Source organism: Massilia sp. CT11-137 (assembly GCF_047302885.1).
Lineage (GTDB): Bacteria > Pseudomonadota > Gammaproteobacteria > Burkholderiales > Burkholderiaceae_D > Telluria > Telluria orientalis.
Genome location: NZ_JBKYMP010000002.1, coordinates 3,578,862 through 3,595,950 on the forward strand (window position 1 = coordinate 3,578,862; position 17,089 = coordinate 3,595,950).

The 17,089-nt window shown below is 69.2% G+C and carries 13 protein-coding genes and 2 pseudogenes; 7 read left to right on the plus strand and 8 right to left on the minus strand.

The window, feature by feature from the left end:
* Positions 1-10: 10 nt before the first annotated feature.
* The gene (locus tag ACEN98_RS32745) at positions 11-931 is read right to left on the minus strand and encodes an NAD(P)/FAD-dependent oxidoreductase (protein ID WP_413388998.1); all 921 of its coding nucleotides are present in this window, start codon (positions 929-931) and stop codon (positions 11-13) included.
* Positions 912-1,367 carry an Rrf2 family transcriptional regulator gene (locus ACEN98_RS32750; RefSeq protein ID WP_413388999.1) on the minus strand — a complete coding sequence of 152 codons (456 nt, stop codon included), beginning with the start codon at positions 1,365-1,367 and terminating at the stop codon, positions 912-914. Before ACEN98_RS32750 ends, ACEN98_RS32745 begins: the two co-directional genes overlap by 20 nt.
* Before the next feature lie 61 nt (positions 1,368-1,428).
* On the opposite strand from ACEN98_RS32750, the gene ACEN98_RS32755 reads away from it, so the two are divergent.
* Positions 1,429-2,748, plus strand: coding sequence for a GMC family oxidoreductase N-terminal domain-containing protein (locus ACEN98_RS32755; RefSeq protein ID WP_413389000.1), 1,320 nt, complete (start codon positions 1,429-1,431; stop codon positions 2,746-2,748).
* Here ACEN98_RS32755 and ACEN98_RS32760 read toward each other — a convergent pair.
* Positions 2,714-4,888: a glycoside hydrolase family 3 C-terminal domain-containing protein gene (locus ACEN98_RS32760; RefSeq protein WP_413389001.1), complete on the minus strand. Its 2,175-nt coding sequence runs from the start codon at positions 4,886-4,888 to the stop codon at positions 2,714-2,716. The two genes, ACEN98_RS32755 and ACEN98_RS32760, sit on opposite strands and share 35 nt — an antisense overlap.
* Positions 4,889-5,055: 167 nt before the next feature.
* Between ACEN98_RS32760 and ACEN98_RS32765 the strand changes: the two genes are divergently transcribed.
* The gene (locus ACEN98_RS32765; protein WP_413389002.1) at positions 5,056-6,531 is read left to right on the plus strand and encodes a tryptophan halogenase family protein; all 1,476 of its coding nucleotides are present in this window, start codon (positions 5,056-5,058) and stop codon (positions 6,529-6,531) included.
* 109 nt (positions 6,532-6,640) lie between these two features.
* Here the strand turns inward: ACEN98_RS32765 and ACEN98_RS32770 are convergent, their stop codons facing one another.
* On the minus strand, positions 6,641-7,276 hold the full coding sequence (locus ACEN98_RS32770) for a TetR family transcriptional regulator (protein WP_413389125.1): 636 nt from the start codon (positions 7,274-7,276) through the stop codon (positions 6,641-6,643).
* An 83-nt stretch (positions 7,277-7,359) separates the two neighbouring features.
* Between ACEN98_RS32770 and ACEN98_RS32775 the strand changes: the two are divergent.
* From ACEN98_RS32775 to ACEN98_RS32790, 4 genes and pseudogenes are all read left to right on the plus strand, one after another.
* A pseudogene (locus ACEN98_RS32775) lies at positions 7,360-8,021 on the plus strand (O-methyltransferase).
* Positions 8,022-8,255: 234 nt separating this feature from the next.
* Positions 8,256-9,578, plus strand: a pseudogene (locus ACEN98_RS32780) (NCS2 family permease); the annotation flags it as partial.
* Between the two features lie 191 nt (positions 9,579-9,769).
* Entirely contained in the window at positions 9,770-10,177 is a 408-nt protein-coding gene (locus ACEN98_RS32785) for a hypothetical protein (protein WP_413389004.1), read from the plus strand.
* 45 nt (positions 10,178-10,222) lie between these two features.
* Positions 10,223-11,041, plus strand: a complete 819-nt coding sequence (locus ACEN98_RS32790; protein WP_413389005.1) for a metallophosphoesterase — start codon at positions 10,223-10,225, stop codon at positions 11,039-11,041.
* Positions 11,042-11,192: 151 nt separating this feature from the next.
* Here the strand turns inward: ACEN98_RS32790 and ACEN98_RS32795 are convergent, their stop codons facing one another.
* Genes ACEN98_RS32795 through ACEN98_RS32805 form a run of 3 tightly spaced genes read right to left on the minus strand, consistent with a single transcriptional unit; the run spans position 11,193 to position 15,013 of the window.
* Complete coding sequence (locus tag ACEN98_RS32795) at positions 11,193-12,599, minus strand: glycoside hydrolase family 88/105 protein (protein ID WP_413389006.1); 1,407 nt, start codon at positions 12,597-12,599, stop codon at positions 11,193-11,195.
* A 12-nt stretch (positions 12,600-12,611) separates the two neighbouring features.
* On the minus strand, positions 12,612-13,295 hold the full coding sequence (locus tag ACEN98_RS32800) for a DUF6250 domain-containing protein (RefSeq protein ID WP_413389007.1): 684 nt from the start codon (positions 13,293-13,295) through the stop codon (positions 12,612-12,614).
* A complete protein-coding gene (locus tag ACEN98_RS32805; RefSeq protein ID WP_413389008.1) occupies positions 13,292-15,013 on the minus strand; it encodes a rhamnogalacturonan acetylesterase in 1,722 nt (573 codons plus the stop codon). Before ACEN98_RS32805 ends, ACEN98_RS32800 begins: the two co-directional genes overlap by 4 nt.
* Before the next feature lie 117 nt (positions 15,014-15,130).
* On the opposite strand from ACEN98_RS32805, the gene ACEN98_RS32810 reads away from it, so the two are divergent.
* The gene (locus tag ACEN98_RS32810) at positions 15,131-16,459 is read left to right on the plus strand and encodes a hypothetical protein (RefSeq protein ID WP_413389009.1); all 1,329 of its coding nucleotides are present in this window, start codon (positions 15,131-15,133) and stop codon (positions 16,457-16,459) included.
* Here the strand turns inward: ACEN98_RS32810 and ACEN98_RS32815 are convergent.
* Positions 16,456-17,088, minus strand: a complete 633-nt coding sequence (locus ACEN98_RS32815; RefSeq protein WP_413389010.1) for a DUF1080 domain-containing protein — start codon at positions 17,086-17,088, stop codon at positions 16,456-16,458. The two genes, ACEN98_RS32810 and ACEN98_RS32815, sit on opposite strands and share 4 nt — an antisense overlap.
* Position 17,089: the final 1 nt, after the last annotated feature.

Here is a 17,089-nt window from a genome sequence, read left to right on the forward strand (position 1 = left end):
ATGCCGCGCGTCACGCCAGGACGGCCAGCTCCGGAATCAGGGAACGGTGCGCCGCGATGCCCGCCAGCGCGCCGTCCGCGACCGCGAGCGCCACGTTGCCGGCGGGCCGCGCCATGTCGCCGCAACAGAACACGCCCGGCACGCTGCTCGCTTTCTGCGCGTCGGTCGCGACGTACGGTCCCAGCGGACCGGTTTCCAGCGCGCAGCCCAGCTGCTCGGCCAGCGGGCTGGCGATGTGCGTGCGGGTCGCGACGAACAGTCCCGCCAGCCGCAGCCGGCGTCCGTCCCGCAGCACCACATCGGCCCGGCCCTCGATGCGTGCGACCGGCGTGCGCTCGACGGCCACGCCGCGCCGGGCCAATGCCGCCAGCTGATCCGGCTGCGGTTCGAACGCGCCGTTCAGCAGCAGGGTGACCTGGCCCCAGTCGGGCAGCATCAGCGCCTGGTGCAGCGACGCCTCGCCCGCCGCGAGCACGCCGATGGCGCCTTCATCCAGTTCGTAGCCATGGCAGTACGGGCAGTGGAAGACGCTCGTGCCCCAGCGTTCCTCCAGGCCGTCCACGGCCGGCAGCGTGTCGGCGACGCCGGTCGCGAGGATCAGCCGGCGGCCCCGCACCGTGCCGCCATCCGGCAGCGCGACGTCGAAACCGGCGCCGGCGCTGCAAGCCGCCACCGCCGTCTCGTTCGCCCACGCGACTGTGGGATATGCCCGCAGCTGGGCGCGGGCCTGCGCGGCGATGGCCGCCGCTTCCGTGCCGTCCTGCGTGAGGAAGCCGTGCGAGCGGTCGGCGTAGCGGTTGCGGCGCCGGCCGCCGTCGATGACCAGCACGCGCCGGCGCGCCCGCGCAAGCTGCGTGGCCGCCGACAGGCCGGCATAGCTGCCGCCCACGACGATCACGTCGAATTCGGACTCATTCGGATGGGTGTGCATGATGTGTTCCTCCTTGGGGATACTGCGCGTTGAAGCGCTCGGACAGTTCCGCCAGCGTGACCTGCGCGAAGCGCGCGAGCAGCAACGCCTCGGCTTCCGCGAGCACATCGCCGAGCGACTGGTTGACGACCTGTTCCACGAGACAGCCGGGCCGCTCGACGCGATTGCCGATCGCGAACACGGTCGGCGCGCCCACGGCGTCGTACACGTCGCGCAGCGTGACCCGGTGCAGGTCGGCGGTCACGGCCCAGCCGCCGCCATGTCCCTTCTCCGACGCGACGTAGCCCCGTGCGCGCAGGCCGGCCAGCGTGCGCCGCACGAGCACGGGATTCGTGTGCAGGAACCCCGCCAGCTCTTCCGACGTCAGCGGACGGTCGCTGTGGGCCATGTGCAGCAGCAGGTGCAGGATCGAGGAAAGTTTGCTGTCGGTTCTCATGTAACTTATGATAGTACATAACGGGTCGACGTGCATGACGGCGTGCACGCTACAATGCCGGATGCCCGCGAACTCCCCTTCTTTCGACGTCATCGTGGCCGGAACCGGCCCCGGCGGCGCCAGCGTCGCACGCGAGCTCGCGCGGGCCGGTGTTCGCGTGCTGATGCTGGAAGCTGGCGGCGCGGCGCCGCTCGCGGGCACCCTGACGCAGATGGCCGGCATGGCCGCCGTGCCCGGCAAGGGGGCGTTCCTGCACCGCGACCTGTCGCTGCTCGTGCGCGCGCTGACGACCGGCGGCACGTCGACCATCAATTTCGCCACCGCCGCGCCGCCGCCCGCCGCCATGTTCGCCAGGCACGGCATCGACCTCGCCCCGGCGCTGGCCGCCTGGCGCGCGGAACTGCCGATGGCGCCGCTGCCGGACGATCTGGTCGGCCCGATGGCCGCACGCATCGCCGCGGGCGCCCGCGCGCAAGGGCTCGCGTGGCGCAAGCTGGACAAGATGATCCGCCCGGCCGCGTGCCGCACCGGATGCTGGCGCTGCGTCTACGGCTGCCCGTTCGGGGCGAAGTGGTCGGCCCGGGAACTGGCCGACGACGCCTGCGCGCGCGGCGCGCGGCTCGCCACCCACGCGCACGTCACGCGCGTGCTGGTGGAAGATGGCCGCGCCGTGGGCGTCGAAGCGAACGTCGGCGGGCGGACGGAGACGTTGCGCGCCGGCCTCGTCGTGCTGGCCGCGGGCGGCATCGGCAGCCCGCGCATCCTGCGCGCGTCCGGCTTGCTGAGTGGCCCCGCGCCGTTCTTCAGCGACCCCGTCGTGGCCGTGATGGGCACGGTGGACGGCATCGAGGGCGGCGGCGCCGAGGTGCCGATGGCGGCCGGGCATGACGACCCGGAGGCCGGGATCAGCCTGGCCGACCTCACGCTGCCCCGCCCCATGTACCAGGCGTTCGCGGCGCAGGCGGGCCGGGTCGACCGGTTATTGGCACACGACCGCACGCTGACGATCATGGTCAAGATCCGCGACGCGGTCAAAGGCAGCGTCGGCCCGCGCTGGGTCGACAAGACGCTGGCGCCGGAAGACCGGCGCCGCTTCGCTGCCGGCATCGCGCAGGCGCGCGGCATCCTCGAAGCCAGCGGCGCGCATCACATCTTCGCCAGCCACCATTTCGCCGCGCATCCGGGCGGCACGGTGCCCATCGGCCCGGCGCTGGACGCGGACCTCGCGACGGCGACGCCGGGCCTGTACGTGTGCGACGCGTCCGTCATCCCAGAACCGTGGGGGCTGCCGCCCACCCTGACCCTGCTGTGCCTGGGCTGGCGGCTCGGCCGTCACCTGGCGCGGGTCAGCGCTTCACGGGCAGCGTCGTCGTCAGCCTGATGTCGGCCGACGACTCGCCCACCATCAGCGTCACGGGCACCGGCTCGACCTCGAACCGCCCCGCCTGCGTGTTCCAGTACGCGAGGCGCTGCGCCGCGAGCGGGATGCGCACCGTGCGCGTCTCGCCCGGCTTCACGTTCACGCGCTGGAAGCCGACCAGCGCCTGGCGCGGCCGCTCGACCTGCGACTTCGGCCATGCGGCATACAGCTCGACGACGCTGTCGCCCGCCACCTTGCCCGTGTTGGTCACGTCCACGTCGACGTCGACCGTGCCGCCGGCAGCCAGCGCCGGCGCGCTCGTGCGCAGCTTCCCATACTTGAACGTCGTATACGACAGGCCGTGCCCGAACGGGAACAGCGGCTGGCCCTTGAAGTACATGTAGGTGCGGCCGTGGCGGATGTCGTAGTCCATCATCGGCGGCAGCTGCGATTCGGCCGCCGGCCACGTCGCCACGAGCTTGCCGCCGGGGTTGTAGTCGCCGAACAGCACCTGCGCGAGCGCCGTGCCCTGGTCCTGCGACGCATGCGCCATCTGCACGATCGCGGGCACGTGCTCCTTCGCCCAGCCGATCGTGTACGGGAAGCTCGACACGAGCACCATCACCGTGCGCGGATTCGCCGCCAGCACCTGTTTTACCAGGCTTTCCTGCGCGAGCGCCAGGGTCTCGCGGTCGCGCCCCTCGCGGCCGTCGCCCGGGTCGGCGCACGGCTTCGTGCCGGCGTCCGTCCACTCGTGCGCCATGTTCGGGCCGCAGGTCGGGTCGTTGCCGACGACGACGATGGCCACGTCCGCGTCGCGCGCCGCCTTCACGGCCGCGTCGTTCGCATTGTCGGCCGCATAGTTCACCTTCACGCCCGGTCCCACGGCCGCCTTGATGCCGGCCAGCGCCGTCACCGTGTACGGCGCGGTACCGCCATACCAGTCCCAGTGCACGCTGTCCGCATGCGGTCCGATCACGGCGATGCGCTTGATGCGCGGCTTCGCGAGCGGCAGCGCGCGGCCGTCGTTCTTCATCAGCACGATGGATTCCAGCGCCATCTTCAACGACACGGCCTTGTGCGCCGCGCTGTCCCACGGCGCCGGGCCATCCTTGATCGCGGCATACGGATTGCCGGCCGGCGGGTCGATCAGGCCCAGCTTGATCGTCGTGCGGAACTTGCGCGCGAGCGCCTCGTCGAGATCGGCCACCGTGATGGACCCCTCCTTCAGCGCGGCGCGCAGCTCGTCCTGGTATTTGTCGAGGTACTGGTTGATGCCGGCTTTCAGGCCCGCGACGGCCGCCGCCTTCTGGTCCGGATACCGTTTATACAGTTTCACCAGGTTGCCGATGGCGCCGCCGTCGCTCGAAATCACGTCCGCGTTCCATTTCCCGATCACGAGGCTGCGCAGCACGGGGTGCACGCCCATCGGCGTCCCGTTCCACGCGTTGTACGACGCCATCAGGGCGCGCGCGCCGCCGTCCTCGAACGCCATGCGGAACGGTGCCGCATAATATTCGTGGAACAGGCGGTCGTCGAAGTCGGACGTCGAGTTGCCGCGCCCGTTCTCGTTGCTGTTGGCGAGGAAGTGCTTGAGGAGCGCCGCGCCGCGCCAGTATGTTGGATCGTCGCCCTGGATGCCGCGCGTGAACGCGGTCGCCATCGTCCCGACGAGGAACGCGTCCTCGCCATAGACTTCCTCGCTGCGGCCCCAGCGCGGGTCGCGTGCGAGGTCGGCCTGCGGGCCCCATTGCATCAGCATCGGGTGCTTGTACTGCGCGCTCTGCGTGATGTAGCGGGCTTCCGTCGACTGCACGGCGCCGGCCTGGCGCACGAGCTCCGGATCCCAGCTCGCGCCCATGCCGGGCGGCTGCGGGAATTGCGTCGTCGGGATCGGCTGGCGCTGGCGCTTCGATTCGCCCCGCTGCACGAGGCCGTGGATGCCTTCCGTGCTGCCGAAGCTGGGAATGCCGAGGCGCGCGACGCCGGAATCGGTCGACAGCGCGGCGATCTTTTCGTCGGGCGTCATCAGCGCCAGGATGTTGGCGATGCGTTGTTGCGGGGCCAGGTTCGGATCCTGGAACGGGTACGGCGCCGCGTGGGCGGTGCCGGCGCACAGCGCGGCGGCGAGGGCCACGGCGCGGAGGATGTTCGTCTGCATGCTGTCTCCTTGTGTAAACGTTTTTTGTTAGCGCGAACATCCAAATCATACCCCGGAATGAAACCGTTTTCACAACACTCGGCCGCAAGTTCCTGTCCAGCGCTAAAAGTTTCTTGCGCGCCGTAAAGACATCAGTACAATCAGCATGCATACAAACAGGAGACAGCATGACTTATGAACGCATCGTGGTCCTCGGCGGCGGCACGGCCGGCTGGATGGCCGCGACGGCCCTCGCGACGGGCCTGAAGGGCACGACGGTGGAACTGGTGGAATCGGAGGACATCGGCACGGTCGGCGTCGGCGAGGCGACGTTCCCGTCGATCCGCAACTACCACCAGATCCTCGGCATCCCCGAAGCGGACTTCCTGCGCGCGACGAACGGCACGTACAAGCTGGGCATCCGGTTCCGCGACTGGCGCGTCAAGGGCGAGGACTATTACCACACGTTCGGCGACTTCGGCATGCTGAACGGCCCCGAGTCGCTGTGGGGCCAGTACCGCCGGCACCCGCGCGCCAACCTGCCCGCGTTCGGCGAGCAATGCCTGCCGACCGTGATGGCGATGAACGACCGCTTCTGCGCGCCCGGCAAGGACGCCGCGAATTTCAACTACGCCTACCACTTCGACGCGAACCTGTATGCCCGCTTCCTGCGCGACATCGCCCTGAAGCGCGGCGTGCGCCGCACCGAGGGCAAGGTCGTCGACGTGGCGCGCCGGCCGGACGGCGGCATCGCGTCGCTGAAGCTGGACGACGACCGCGTCGTCAAGGGCGATCTGTTCATCGACTGTTCCGGATTCGCCTCGCTGCTGCTGGGCCGCACGCTGGGCGAACCGTTCGTCGACTTCTCGCACTGGCTGCCCGTGGACCGGGCCTGGGCCGTGCCGTCCGCCCGCGTGGGCGACAACCTGACGCCGTACACGCGCGCGACGGCGCTGGACGCAGGCTGGGCGTGGCGCATTCCCCTGCAGGACCGCACGGGCAATGGCCACGTGTTCTCGTCCCGCTTCATCGACGAAGAGAAGGCCCGCGACCAGCTGCTGCAGCAGCTCGACGGCGAGGCACTGGCGGAGCCGCGCCTGCTGCGCTTCACGACGGGGCACCGCGCCAAATTCTGGTCGCACAACGTCGTCGGCATCGGCCTCGCGACGGGCTTCCTGGAACCACTCGAATCGACCAGCATCTACCTCGTGCAGGTGGGCGTCGGCCGTTTGATGACCCTCCTGCAGCGGGGCAGCCCCGTCGCGCCGGAGCAAGTCGATGCGTACAACACGGGCCTCACGCGCCAGTTCGAACGCATCCGCGACTTCATCCTGATGCACTACTGCCTGACCGCGCGCCGCGACACCCCGTTCTGGCAAGCCATGGCGGCCACGGAGCTGCCGGAGACGCTGGCCTACAAGCTGCACGCATGGCGCGAAACGGGTGTGCTGCACCAGTACGACGAGGAAGGCTTCGACGGCCACAGCTGGCTCGCGATCCACGCGGGCATGCAGAACTGGCCGGCGCGCAGCGATCCGACCCTGAAGCTGATTCCGGAGGAACAGTCGCTCGAATGGGTGCGCGAGCGCGCGACCCAGCTTGCGGCCGCCGTCGCGACGGTGCCGACGCATCACGAGTACCTGGCCAAGGTACTGGGTCGCTGACCCGTGAAAGTCGTTCCCGGACCAGCCGTCCGCCTTGGCGGGAATCCAAGTTTGTTTGGGTCGCGACTGCTCAACAGAATTGGGCCCCGGCCTTCGCCGGGGCGACGGCTCATGGCGCAGTGGCCAGCTTCTCCAGCCACGCACACAACATATCCGCCAGCCCATCCGCGTACGCCGCGATCTCCCCCTCCGTCCGCGGCCGCTCCGAAAACTGCTTGCCGACCGCGGACAGCGTATCGGTGAGCAGATCGGCCGCCAGTGCCCGCGTGGCCTCCGGCGCCCCCGGCAGCGCCTCGGCCAGGAACCTCCGCACGGCCTCTTCCCCCGACTGCCGCACCTCGCGCGCCTCGGGGGCGTCGCGGTACAGCGGCGCCGCATCGTTCAGCGCCACGCGGATCGCCGCCTCCTCGCATTCCGAGCGCACGAACGCGTGCACCAGTGACCGCAACCGGTCCAGCGGCGGCCGCGCCGTGTCCGCGAGGATGGCGGACAACATGGCCGTCGTGCGGCGCCATTCGTCGCTCTGCAGGCGGAACAGGATCGCCGCCTTGTTCGGGAAGTACTGGTACAGCGACCCGACGCTGACGCCCGCCTTTTCCGCCACGCGCGACGTCGTGAAGCGCTGGGCCCCTTCCGCCGCCAGAACCTGAACAGCCGCCTCCAGCACGGCCGCCACGAGCTCATTGGATCGGGCCTGCTTCGGTGCCTTGCGCGAGGCGATCTGGGGGCGGCGGCGTTCGGTCATCGGGGGCTCCGGGAATGCGAATAGAAAACCTGAAGGAATATTCGCATAATAACCGGACCCACTCACCACCACAAGGAACCACGATGACTACCCTTGCCACCGACCCCGTCGCCCCGCTGCTGGCGCGCCTGTTCGCCAGACCGATGCCGAATCGCCGCTGGCCGCCTGCCGCGACCTGCCGGAAGCGGAACTGCAACGCCTCATGCGCAGCAAGACGGATTACCGCGACCTGTACGGCCGCCTGAAGGACCTCGCCCTGCCCGTGTCGCGCGGTACCGGCGTCCTGCTCTACATGCTGGCCCGCTCGAGCCGGGCCCGGACCATCGTCGAATTCGGCACGTCGTTCGGCATCTCGACCATCCACTTGGCCGCCGCGCTGCGCGACAATGGCGGCGGGCGCCTGGTCACCAGCGAATTCGAGCCGGCGAAAGTCGAGCGGGCGCGCGCCAACCTGGCTGCCGCGGGCCTGCTCGACCTCGTCGAGGTCCGCACGGGCGACGCCCTGCAGACGCTGGCCGGCGACCTGCCGGATGCCATCGATCTCGTGCTGCTGGACGGCGCCAAGGCGCTCTATCCCGACGTGCTCGCGCTGCTGGAACCGCATCTGCGCCCGGGCGCGGCGATCGTCGCGGACAATGCGGACCACAGCCCGGACTACCTCGCCCGCGTGCGCGCGCCGGCGTCCGGTTACCTGTCGATGCCGTTCGCGGACGACGTCGAACTCTCCGTATGGACCGGCCGATAACGCGGTCGCGGCAAACGCAATACGCCGACGCGTATAGTGCCTATGCACAGGATGCATGGTTCGCCGCGCGCCTTCGGGCCTAAGCTTCTCTTCTCATAACGATGAGACAACCCGGTGCCACGTCCAGGCAATGCGCGCCGGGGCCGATAACATAGAGGAGCAGCAGCCATGTCACAGCCTCAACTCCAGCGCGTCGAGCGCGCGGAGACTTTCACGTCCCCACCTGCCGCCAGCGGCAAAATCGACCAGTACTTCCAGATCTCGGCGCGCGGCAGCACCCAGCGCACGGAGGTGGTGGCCGGCGTCACCACCTTCCTCGCGATGGTGTATTCCGTGTTCGTCGTGCCGGGCATGCTGGGCCAGGCCGGCTTCGACGTCAGCGCGGTGTACGTGGCCGTGTGCCTGACCGCGGCCTTCGGTTCGTTGTTGATGGGCTTCTGGGCACGGCTGCCGATCGCCGTCGGCTGCGCGATCTCGCTGACCGCCTTCACCGCGTTCGGCCTCGTACTGGGCAAGGGCCTGACGCCGGCGATCGCGCTGGGCGCCGTGTTCCTGATGGGCCTGATCTTCACGGCGATCTCCATCACCGGCGTGCGCTCGTGGATCCTGCAGAATCTCCCGTCCGGCGTCGCGCACGGCACGGGCGTCGGCATCGGCCTGTTCCTGCTGATGATCGCGTCCAGCGAAGTCGGCCTCGTCGTCAAGAACGCGGGCGCGGGCCTGCCCGTCGCGCTGGGCCAGATCACCTCCTTCCCGGTCCTGATGAGCATCCTGGGCCTGGCCGCCATCTTCGGCCTGGAACAGCGCAAGGTCCCGGGCGGCATCCTGCTCGTCGTGATCGCGATTTCCGCCCTCGGCCTGGCCTTCGATCCGAACGTGCACTTCACCGGCATCTTCTCGTGGCCGCAACTGAGCAGCCCGGGCCACGCGTCGCTGATCGGCGCGATGGACGTCAAGGGCGCGCTCAGCATGGCCGTGCTGCCCAGCGTGCTGGCCCTCGTGATGACCGCCGTGTTCGACGCCACCGGCACCATCCGCGCCGTCGCCGGCCAGGCCGGCCAGGTCGACGCGCGCGGCTACATCCATAACGGCGGCAAGGCCCTGACGGCCGATTCGGTCAGTTCCCTGTTCTCGAGCCTCGTGGGCGGCGCACCGGCGGCGGCCTATATCGAATCCGGCGTCGGCACCGCGGCCGGCGCGCGCACCGGCCTCACCGCCGTCGTCGTCGGCCTGCTGTTCCTCGGCCTGATCTTCTTCTCGCCGCTGGCCGGCCTGGTGCCGTCGTATGCCACCGCACCGGCGCTGATGTACGTCGGCCTGCTGATGCTGAGCAGCGTCGCGCACATGAACATGGACGACAAGCTCGATGCGCTGGCCGGCCTCGTATGCGCCGTGTTCATCCTCCTCTCCTGCAACATCGTCACCGGCATCATGCTGGGCTTCTGCACCCTCGTGATCGGCCGCGTGCTGGCCGGCGAATGGCGCAAGCTGAACTTCGGCACCGTCAGCATCGCCCTCGCACTGGCCGCGTTCTACGCGGGCGGCTGGGCCATCTGATCCTCCCTCCCGGCGACCGTCCCTCCCCATCCGCGGGATGCGGACGGTTGCCGCGCGGTCAACCGCGGCAGGCCTTTCTCCGTTCTCTCCATGTGATCCTCAGGGCGCCCGAATCCGGCCCAGCCGTATCGTACGCCGCATCTTTACGAAATTGTGTAATCTAAGTGACAACTTCTTACTAGGAGAACATTATGAAAGCCACCACCCTTTCGAGCATCATGCTTGCTGTCGCCGTGCTGGTCACGGGTTGCCACAAGGCCGAGGACAAGAACGGCATGGGTCCGGCCCAGGAAGCCGGCAAGGCCATCGACGACGCGGGCGCCAAGGCCGCCGCCGAGTCGAAGGAAGCCGCCGCCAACGCCAACGCCGCCGCCCAGCAGGCCGGCGAGAATGCGAAGGAAGCGGCCCAGGAGGCCAACCAGAACGTCAAGGAAGCGGCCGACCGCGCCGGCGACAAGATGCAGCAGGCCGGCGCCGAAGTGCGCCAGGAATCGCACGAAGCCGCGCAGAACGTGAAGGAAGGCGCGAAGGACGCGACGGCCGCCACGGGCCGCGGCCTGGAACGCGCCGGCGAGAAACTGCAGCAGGCCGGCAAGTAACGCATCGAACCGGGGTCCGTTCGCGAAGACAGGTATACTTGCTGGATGCGTATCCAGCTCTTCTCCGACCTTCACCTCGAACGCGACCCCGGGTTCCAGCCGACCATCTTCGCGGACACCGACGTCGTCGTCCTCGCCGGCGACATCGGTTCGTACCAGGCCCGCTCGCGCCTGGACACCGACGACTTCGGCCTCGGTCGCTTCGCCCCGGCCACGACGGGCGCCGCGGCGCGCGTCCTGTACGTTCCCGGCAACCACGAATTCGACGGCCTCGATTTCGACGCCACGCAGGCGCGCCTGCGCGCGACCTGCGCCGCGCTGGACATCACATGGCTCGACCGCGAGATCGTCACCCTCGGCGACATCCGCTTCATCGGCACGACCCTGTGGGCCGACTTCGACGCCCTGGCGGTCTCCGAGACCGACATCGGGCGCCAGCTCAAGCAGCGCGAAAAGGCGTTCCGCGCCGCGAACTACTACCTCTCCGGGAACACGACGCTCGTGGATGGCGTGCCGCTGCTGGCGGAGGGCCAGCGGGAACTGTCGTTCGGCTGCCAGGCCTGGCTGCGCGACGCACTGGCCACGCCGTTCGACGGCACCACGATCGCCGTCACGCACTATGCCCCGACGCTGCGCAGCGCCGACCCGCGCTACGGCATCTCGCCCGGCACGGCGGGGTTCTGCAATGCGCTGGACGACCTGCTGCCGTTCGCGGACGTGTGGATGCACGGCCACCTCCATTGCGCGAACGACTACGTGGTCGAAGGCACGGGCTGGCGCTGCCGCGTGGTCGCGAATCCGCTCGGGTATGCGAACAAGGGCGAGCAGGCGGCGTTCCGGGAAGATCTCGTGATCGAGGTCTAAGCGCCGCCGTCATCCCCGCGAAAGCGGGGAGCCATGCCGAGGTCCCGAAGTCCGACTTCGGACATGCCACAGGGCGACCGACGTACGAAATTCTGGCGGTCAGTATGGATTCCCGCCAAGGCGGACGGCCAGTCCGGGAATGACGGTCACCTTATTGCGCGCCCTGGTACATCAACCCACTGTCGTTCAGCCCGAACCTGAACTTGCGGTTCATCGCGATGATCTCGGCGCCGGCCAGCAACGTGGGCCCGTACCCGTGCGCCGCCTTCACGCTCGTCGGCCGGTACGCATAGAACGCGGGATCGAACGCCATGCCCGTGCCCACGCAGATGCCTTCGATCTGCCCGTTCGGCCGCACCTTGCTCGCGACGGCGTTCCACGCGAGGTTCGCCATCGGTCCGTAGGCCTGCGCGTCGACATAGCCGCGGTTGACGGCGCGTGCGATGGCGTAGGCGTAGATCGCGGTGGCGGACGTTTCCTGGTACGTGTCGCTGCGATCGATGAGCTGGTGCCAGAAGCCGTCCTTCGTCTGGTAGCTGGCGAGCCCCTTGACGTGCGCGCGCAGCTGTTCCAGTACCGCCTTGTAGTCCTTGTGCGTCTTCGGCAGCACTTCCAGCACCTCGACCATCGCCATCACGGCCCAGCCGTTCGCGCGCGCCCAGTGCATCTCCGGGTGGTCGCGCAAGCCTTCCACATAGCCGTGCATGTAGATGCCGAGGTTCTTGTTGAACATGCGCTTCGAGAACTGTAGCACCTGGCGCGCCGCGTCGTCGTAGTAACGCGCATCGCCCGTCGCCTTGCCGAGGTACGCGATCGTGGGCACGCCCATGAACATGTCGTCCAGCCACAGCGTGTCCGGCAGCGGGCGCATTTTCACGCCGCCGCGGCCGTCCGGACCGCCGCGCGCCAGCGTGCCGTCCTTCAGCCGGTATTCCTTCTTCGTGACGAAGTCGCCGCAGATCGGGATCATCTGCGAATAGTCCACCGGCGACCCCTCGAGCTTCGCCTTCAGGAAGCTCTGGCACAGCGCACCGGCATCGTCCAGCGCGTGTGGGTTCAGGAAGCTCTTGATGGGCGCGGCGGCGTGCTCGCGGTCGGCCTGGACGAGCGGCAGATAGGTCTTCGTCAGCCGCGCCAGCAGTTCGTGGCGCTTGAGCGCGTAATCCGTGTAGCGGCGGTCGCCCGTGGCGGCGCCCGCGGCCAGCATGCCCGTGTAGGTGACGCCCCATTCATAGCTCGTCAGCCGGAAGTCGCCCGGCTTCAGCACGGCGTTCGCGTTCGGCGTGGACAGGTCCGCGATGGGCACGCCCGTGCGCTGGTCGATCACCTCGGCCGGCGTGACCTTGTCCAGGTAGTCGAACACGCGGTCCAGCACGGCCTTGACCTCGGCCGCGTCCATCGCGCGGTAAGGCGTCGGGTAATGCACGTCCAGCGCGTGCAGCATGGCGTCGGCCGCGGCCGGCCCCTTTTCCTGCGGGGCCGGCGCCTGCTGGGCCGACGCGTGCAGCGCGCAGGCGGCCAGCACCCCTGCCACGCAGGGCTTCAAACGGTTCTTCAAGCATGTCTCCTGTCAGTCGAGTCGTTGTATTTTCAGGTCGTCCACCGCCTGGCGCGACCACGTCGTGCGCAGCCCGAACCGGCCGGACGTCAATGGATGCGGGTCGCGATACGTGAACCACGTATTGCCGTCCACGCGCACGCGCGTGCAGCCCTCGTAGACCGCGATCTCGATGCGGTAGTCGCGGTTCGCCTCCAGCAGGTGCGCGCCGTCCGTGTAGTCGGCGACCAGTTCACGGCGGCCCCCGCCATAGCGGCGCAGGCGCGTCGTCGTGTTGCGGTTGCCGCCGATGCCCACGTAGTACAGCGACAGGTCGTCGTAGTCCTCGAACTTGCCGCTGCGCGTAAAGAGGTCGGCGCGCCTCGGATCGCGCGCCATCCAGAACACGTTCAGATCGGACAGGCGGTCGTTCTTCCCGCCGTCGACGATCACGCGGCGCGTGAAACGGATCAGCACATTGCCGTACAGCGGCCGCTCCAGCCATACGGTGGCGCCGCCGTCGACGTCCATCACGAGCCGCCCGTCCCGGTTCTCGACGGCGTTGCCCGGCTTGCGCGCATACTCGGCCACCCAGCCCTCGAGCGGCTTGCTGAAATCGTCCTGGAACAACACGGCGCCGGGCCGGCCCCACGCGGCGCAGTCGCCGGCCTGGGCGGATCCGCACAGGGCCATCGACAGGATCAGTGCGGCCCTCATTGCGCGGCCAGCGCGCGGTCGGCGAAATAAGCGCCCAACGGATTGCCCGGCAGCGCCTTCAGGCCGGCGACGACGCGCTCCGCGTTGAATTCGGCGCCCGCCGCATTCGTGTGCGTGCGCGCATCGGCGAACAGCGTGTTCACCTTGTCCGCGCCGATCCGCCTGTAGCCGTCCGCCACGAGCAGCGTGAGGTCCATGAACAGCGCGCCGCTGGCCTCGGCCACCTGGCGGTCCCAGTCGGCGAACGTCGCGAAGTCGCGGCCTTCCTGCCAGCGGTCGCGATGGGGCACGGGCGACACGAGGACCACGGTGGCGCCCTTCGCCTTCGCATCCGCCGCGTAGCGCGCCATGTACCAACCGAAGCTGTGCACCTGTTCCTTCGTGCCGTCCGGACGCGTGTCCTCGACGGTCTCCGGACCGGTGCCCGGCGCCGACGCGCGGTTCTTCATCGCCGGGTCGCCGATACGGCCCCCGTCGTTGTGGCCGAACTGGACCAGCACGACGTCGCCGCGCTTCAACTGGTCGCGCACCTTGTCCCAGCGCCCTTCCGTGTAATACGTGCGGCTGCTGCGGCCGCCGATCGCGGCATTCACCACGTTGATCCTGCGGGCGTCGAAATACGGTGCGATGCGCTCGCCCCAACCGATGGCGCCGTTCACACCGCCGCTCTTCACCGTCGAATCGCCGACGAGGTACAAGGTCGGCAGGCTGGCATCGCGCGGTGCCTCGTCGCGCACCGCGCGCGCGTCGACGACGGGGCGGTCATCCTCGCGCACGGGCGGCTGCGGATTCACGGGCGCCCAGGGCTTCAGCCACGCGGCGATGCGCGGGTCGCCCAGCGCCTTCATGCCTTCCACGGCGACTTGCGCATTCAGGACCGCGCCCGCCCAGTTGGTGTGCGTGTGCTCGTCCGGCGTCGTCTGCGGAAACAACTGCACGACGGCGTCATGGCCCAAGCCATCGTAGCGGCGCGCGATGCCCTCGTTCAGGTCGATGAAGCCGACGCCTTCCGCCTGTGCGACCGCCGCGGCCCAGCCGCCGTACGTGTCGCGGTCGCGCTTCGCGTGGCCGGCCGCGTCCCACTGCTTGTGCGGGATCGGCGAGCAGATGATGGGCGTCGCGCCCCTGGCGCGAATGTCGGCCACGAACCGGCGCAGGTACCAGCCGTAGGTGTGCACGGTCTCGTGCTTGTGCGTGAGCAGGTTGTCGATCTCCTCGGTCTCGTCGCCGATGCCGCGAATCGTGCCGCGTGCGCGGCTCGTGTCGTTGACGGCGCCGGCGTCATTGTGGCCGAACTGCATGACGACGATGTCGCCCCGCTTGACGAAAGCCAGCGTGCGCTCCCAGTGGCCGCTCGTGATGTAGGTGCGGCTCGAGAGTCCGCCAACGGCGCGGTTGACGACGTTGACCCTGGCCGGATCGAACCACGCGGCAACCGGATTGCCCCATCCCCACTGGCCGGCCGCGCCCTTGCCCTGGCCGTCGTCGCGGCCGTTGCGGACCGTCGAATCGCCGATCAGGATCAGCGACGGCAGCGCGGGGTTCGCGGGCTCCGGCAGCGTGACCTGGGCGCGGGCCGGGTCGGTATTCACGGCCGCCGGCAGCGGTTGCGCGTGGACGCTCGCACAGGCGAGCAGGATGAGCGGGGCGTGGAGCAATCGGCGCAGGGTGGAAAGCAGCGGCATGGCGGGATTCGGGTTCGTTGTCCTGCGTTGCATTCTATGCTCGCGCCGGCCGTCGTCAAAACGGGGCCGCCGAAAGAATCAGGAAAATGATCGGTTGTGCGCGGCCGCCGCTGCAACAATGATCGGATTCCAAAAACAAGGAGACCGCCCATGCGCATACTGACCGTATTGACGTTGTGCTGCACACTGCTCGCATCCCTCGACGCCCGCGCCGCCATCGGCCAGCGCTTCCCTTCCGAACGCAAGGAAGTCGTCGATCCCGTCACCGGCACCCGCCTGACCTTCCTCACGAGCCGCCCGCATGGCGATTCGAAGATCTACCAGACGCACCCGCAGTGGACCGCGGACGGCCAGTGGCTGATCTTCCGTTCGCACCTGGCCGGCAACGAGGCGATGGCCGTCAACGAAAAGACCGGCGACATCGTGCAGGTCACGGAAGGCGGCTACGAGGGCATGCTGAACGCGGCCCGCAAATCGATGAAGCTGTATTTCCTGCGCCGCGCGGGCGACGACCGGCAAGTCGTCGAGGTCGACCTCGCGCGCGTGTTCGCGGACAGCGCGGCGGCCCGCATGCGCGACGCGGCCAGCTACCAGCGCGTGGCCGCGACCCTGCCGGCCTCGATGGAAGCCTATGGCGACACGGCGCTGGACGCCGACGAGGAGTGGCTGTACGTCCGCGTCGGCCCGCACGAGGCGGCGCGCCACCTGGCGCCGGGCACGAAGCTGGAGCCCGCGTTCGGCCCGCGCAAGATGGGTGCCGGCCCGGCCGGCATCGCGCGCGTGAACGTGCGTACGGGCGAGGTGCGCCACGTCGTGTCGGTGCCGTTCCAGGTGGGCCACATCCAGGCGAACCTGTGGAATCCGGGCGAGATCGTGTTCTGCTGGGAGACGGGCGGCAAGTCGCCGCAGCGCACGTGGACCGTGCAGGCGGATGGCAGCGGCCTGCGCCCGCTGTATCCGGAAGCGCCGTACGAATGGGTGACGCACGAAGCGGTGATCGGCAAGGACGAAGTGGCCCTCGCCATCATGGGCCACCGCGCGATCCCCGGCGCGGCGGCGGCAGTGGACGCGCCGGCCACCGACGTCGGCGGCGCGAATCCCGGCCAGGACGACGGCTGGGGCCGGACCGGCACGCGCGAAAAACCGACCGGCCTCGCCATCGTCAACCTGCGCACGCGCCAGATGCAGATCGTCGGCCAGACGCCGTCCGGCAGCGGCTTCTGGCACGTGCACGGATCCAGCGACGGCCGCTTCGCCGTCGGCGACGATTTCAGCCGCAGCCTGTACCTGATCGACCGCGCGTCGCACGAGATGAAGCTGCTGACGACGGGCCACAAGACGACGGCCGCCGACCACCCTCACCCGACGTTCAGCCCGGACGGCACGCGCATCGAGATCCAGTCCGCGATGCTGTCGGCGGATGGCCGCACGCTGAACATCTGCATCGTGCCGGTGCCGGAAGCATGGCTCAAGCGTTAAAGCCGTTCCACGCGCAGGTTGCGCAGTTCGTACGGCGTGCCTTCGAGCTGGAAGCCGATGCGGCCCGTCGCCGGCTGCGCGATCGTGACGGCGTTCTGCGCCACGCCGTTGATCGTCACGTCGATGCAGCCGCCGCGCACCAGCACGTCCATGCTGTTCCACTCGCCGGGCGCACGCTCGCTGTCCGCGGCGACATGCGCCTTGATCGGCGGGTAGGCGCCGGGCGCCGTCGTCAGCGGTTCGTTGAACGTCGCACCGGCCATCGGCAACAGGTCGCCGGCGGCGCCATGCTTGGTCTGCACCTGGATGCTGTAGGGCCACACGCCGTCCTTCGGCCCGGACGCCACGTGCAGCAGCACGCCGCCGTTGCCCGGCTTGCCGGTCCAGCGCCATTCCACGTGCAGGCGATAATCCGTGTACGTGTCGCGGGTGGCGACGAAGCCGGACGGCTTGCCCGCCACCGCGATGACGCCGTCGGCGCGCGGCTGCCAGACGGCGTCCAGCGCGGCGGCCGGCGTCGTCACGATGTCCAAGGCACCGAGCGGACCATCGACGGACGCCGGCGTCGACGCGCACCCCAACAAACCCGCGCACAGCAGTGCGCCGCCCAACCATCCAAGTTTTACCATG

Bases quoted from the DNA above. Each gene is read 5' to 3' on its own strand.
- ACEN98_RS32745 (WP_413388998.1), bottom strand. From the start codon at position 931: ATGCACACCCATCCGAATGAGTCCGAATTCGACGTGATCGTCGTGGGC.
- ACEN98_RS32750 (WP_413388999.1), bottom strand. From the start codon at position 1,367: ATGAGAACCGACAGCAAACTTTCCTCGATCCTGCACCTGCTGCTGCAC.
- ACEN98_RS32755 (WP_413389000.1), top strand. From the start codon at position 1,429: ATGCCCGCGAACTCCCCTTCTTTCGACGTCATCGTGGCCGGAACCGGC.
- ACEN98_RS32760 (WP_413389001.1), bottom strand. From the start codon at position 4,888: ATGCAGACGAACATCCTCCGCGCCGTGGCCCTCGCCGCCGCGCTGTGC.
- ACEN98_RS32765 (WP_413389002.1), top strand. From the start codon at position 5,056: ATGACTTATGAACGCATCGTGGTCCTCGGCGGCGGCACGGCCGGCTGG.
- ACEN98_RS32770 (WP_413389125.1), bottom strand. From the start codon at position 7,276: ATGACCGAACGCCGCCGCCCCCAGATCGCCTCGCGCAAGGCACCGAAG.
- ACEN98_RS32785 (WP_413389004.1), top strand. From the start codon at position 9,770: ATGAAAGCCACCACCCTTTCGAGCATCATGCTTGCTGTCGCCGTGCTG.
- ACEN98_RS32790 (WP_413389005.1), top strand. From the start codon at position 10,223: ATGCGTATCCAGCTCTTCTCCGACCTTCACCTCGAACGCGACCCCGGG.
- ACEN98_RS32800 (WP_413389007.1), bottom strand. From the start codon at position 13,295: ATGAGGGCCGCACTGATCCTGTCGATGGCCCTGTGCGGATCCGCCCAG.
- ACEN98_RS32805 (WP_413389008.1), bottom strand. From the start codon at position 15,013: ATGCAACGCAGGACAACGAACCCGAATCCCGCCATGCCGCTGCTTTCC.
- ACEN98_RS32810 (WP_413389009.1), top strand. From the start codon at position 15,131: ATGCGCATACTGACCGTATTGACGTTGTGCTGCACACTGCTCGCATCC.
- ACEN98_RS32815 (WP_413389010.1), bottom strand. From the start codon at position 17,088: ATGGTAAAACTTGGATGGTTGGGCGGCGCACTGCTGTGCGCGGGTTTG.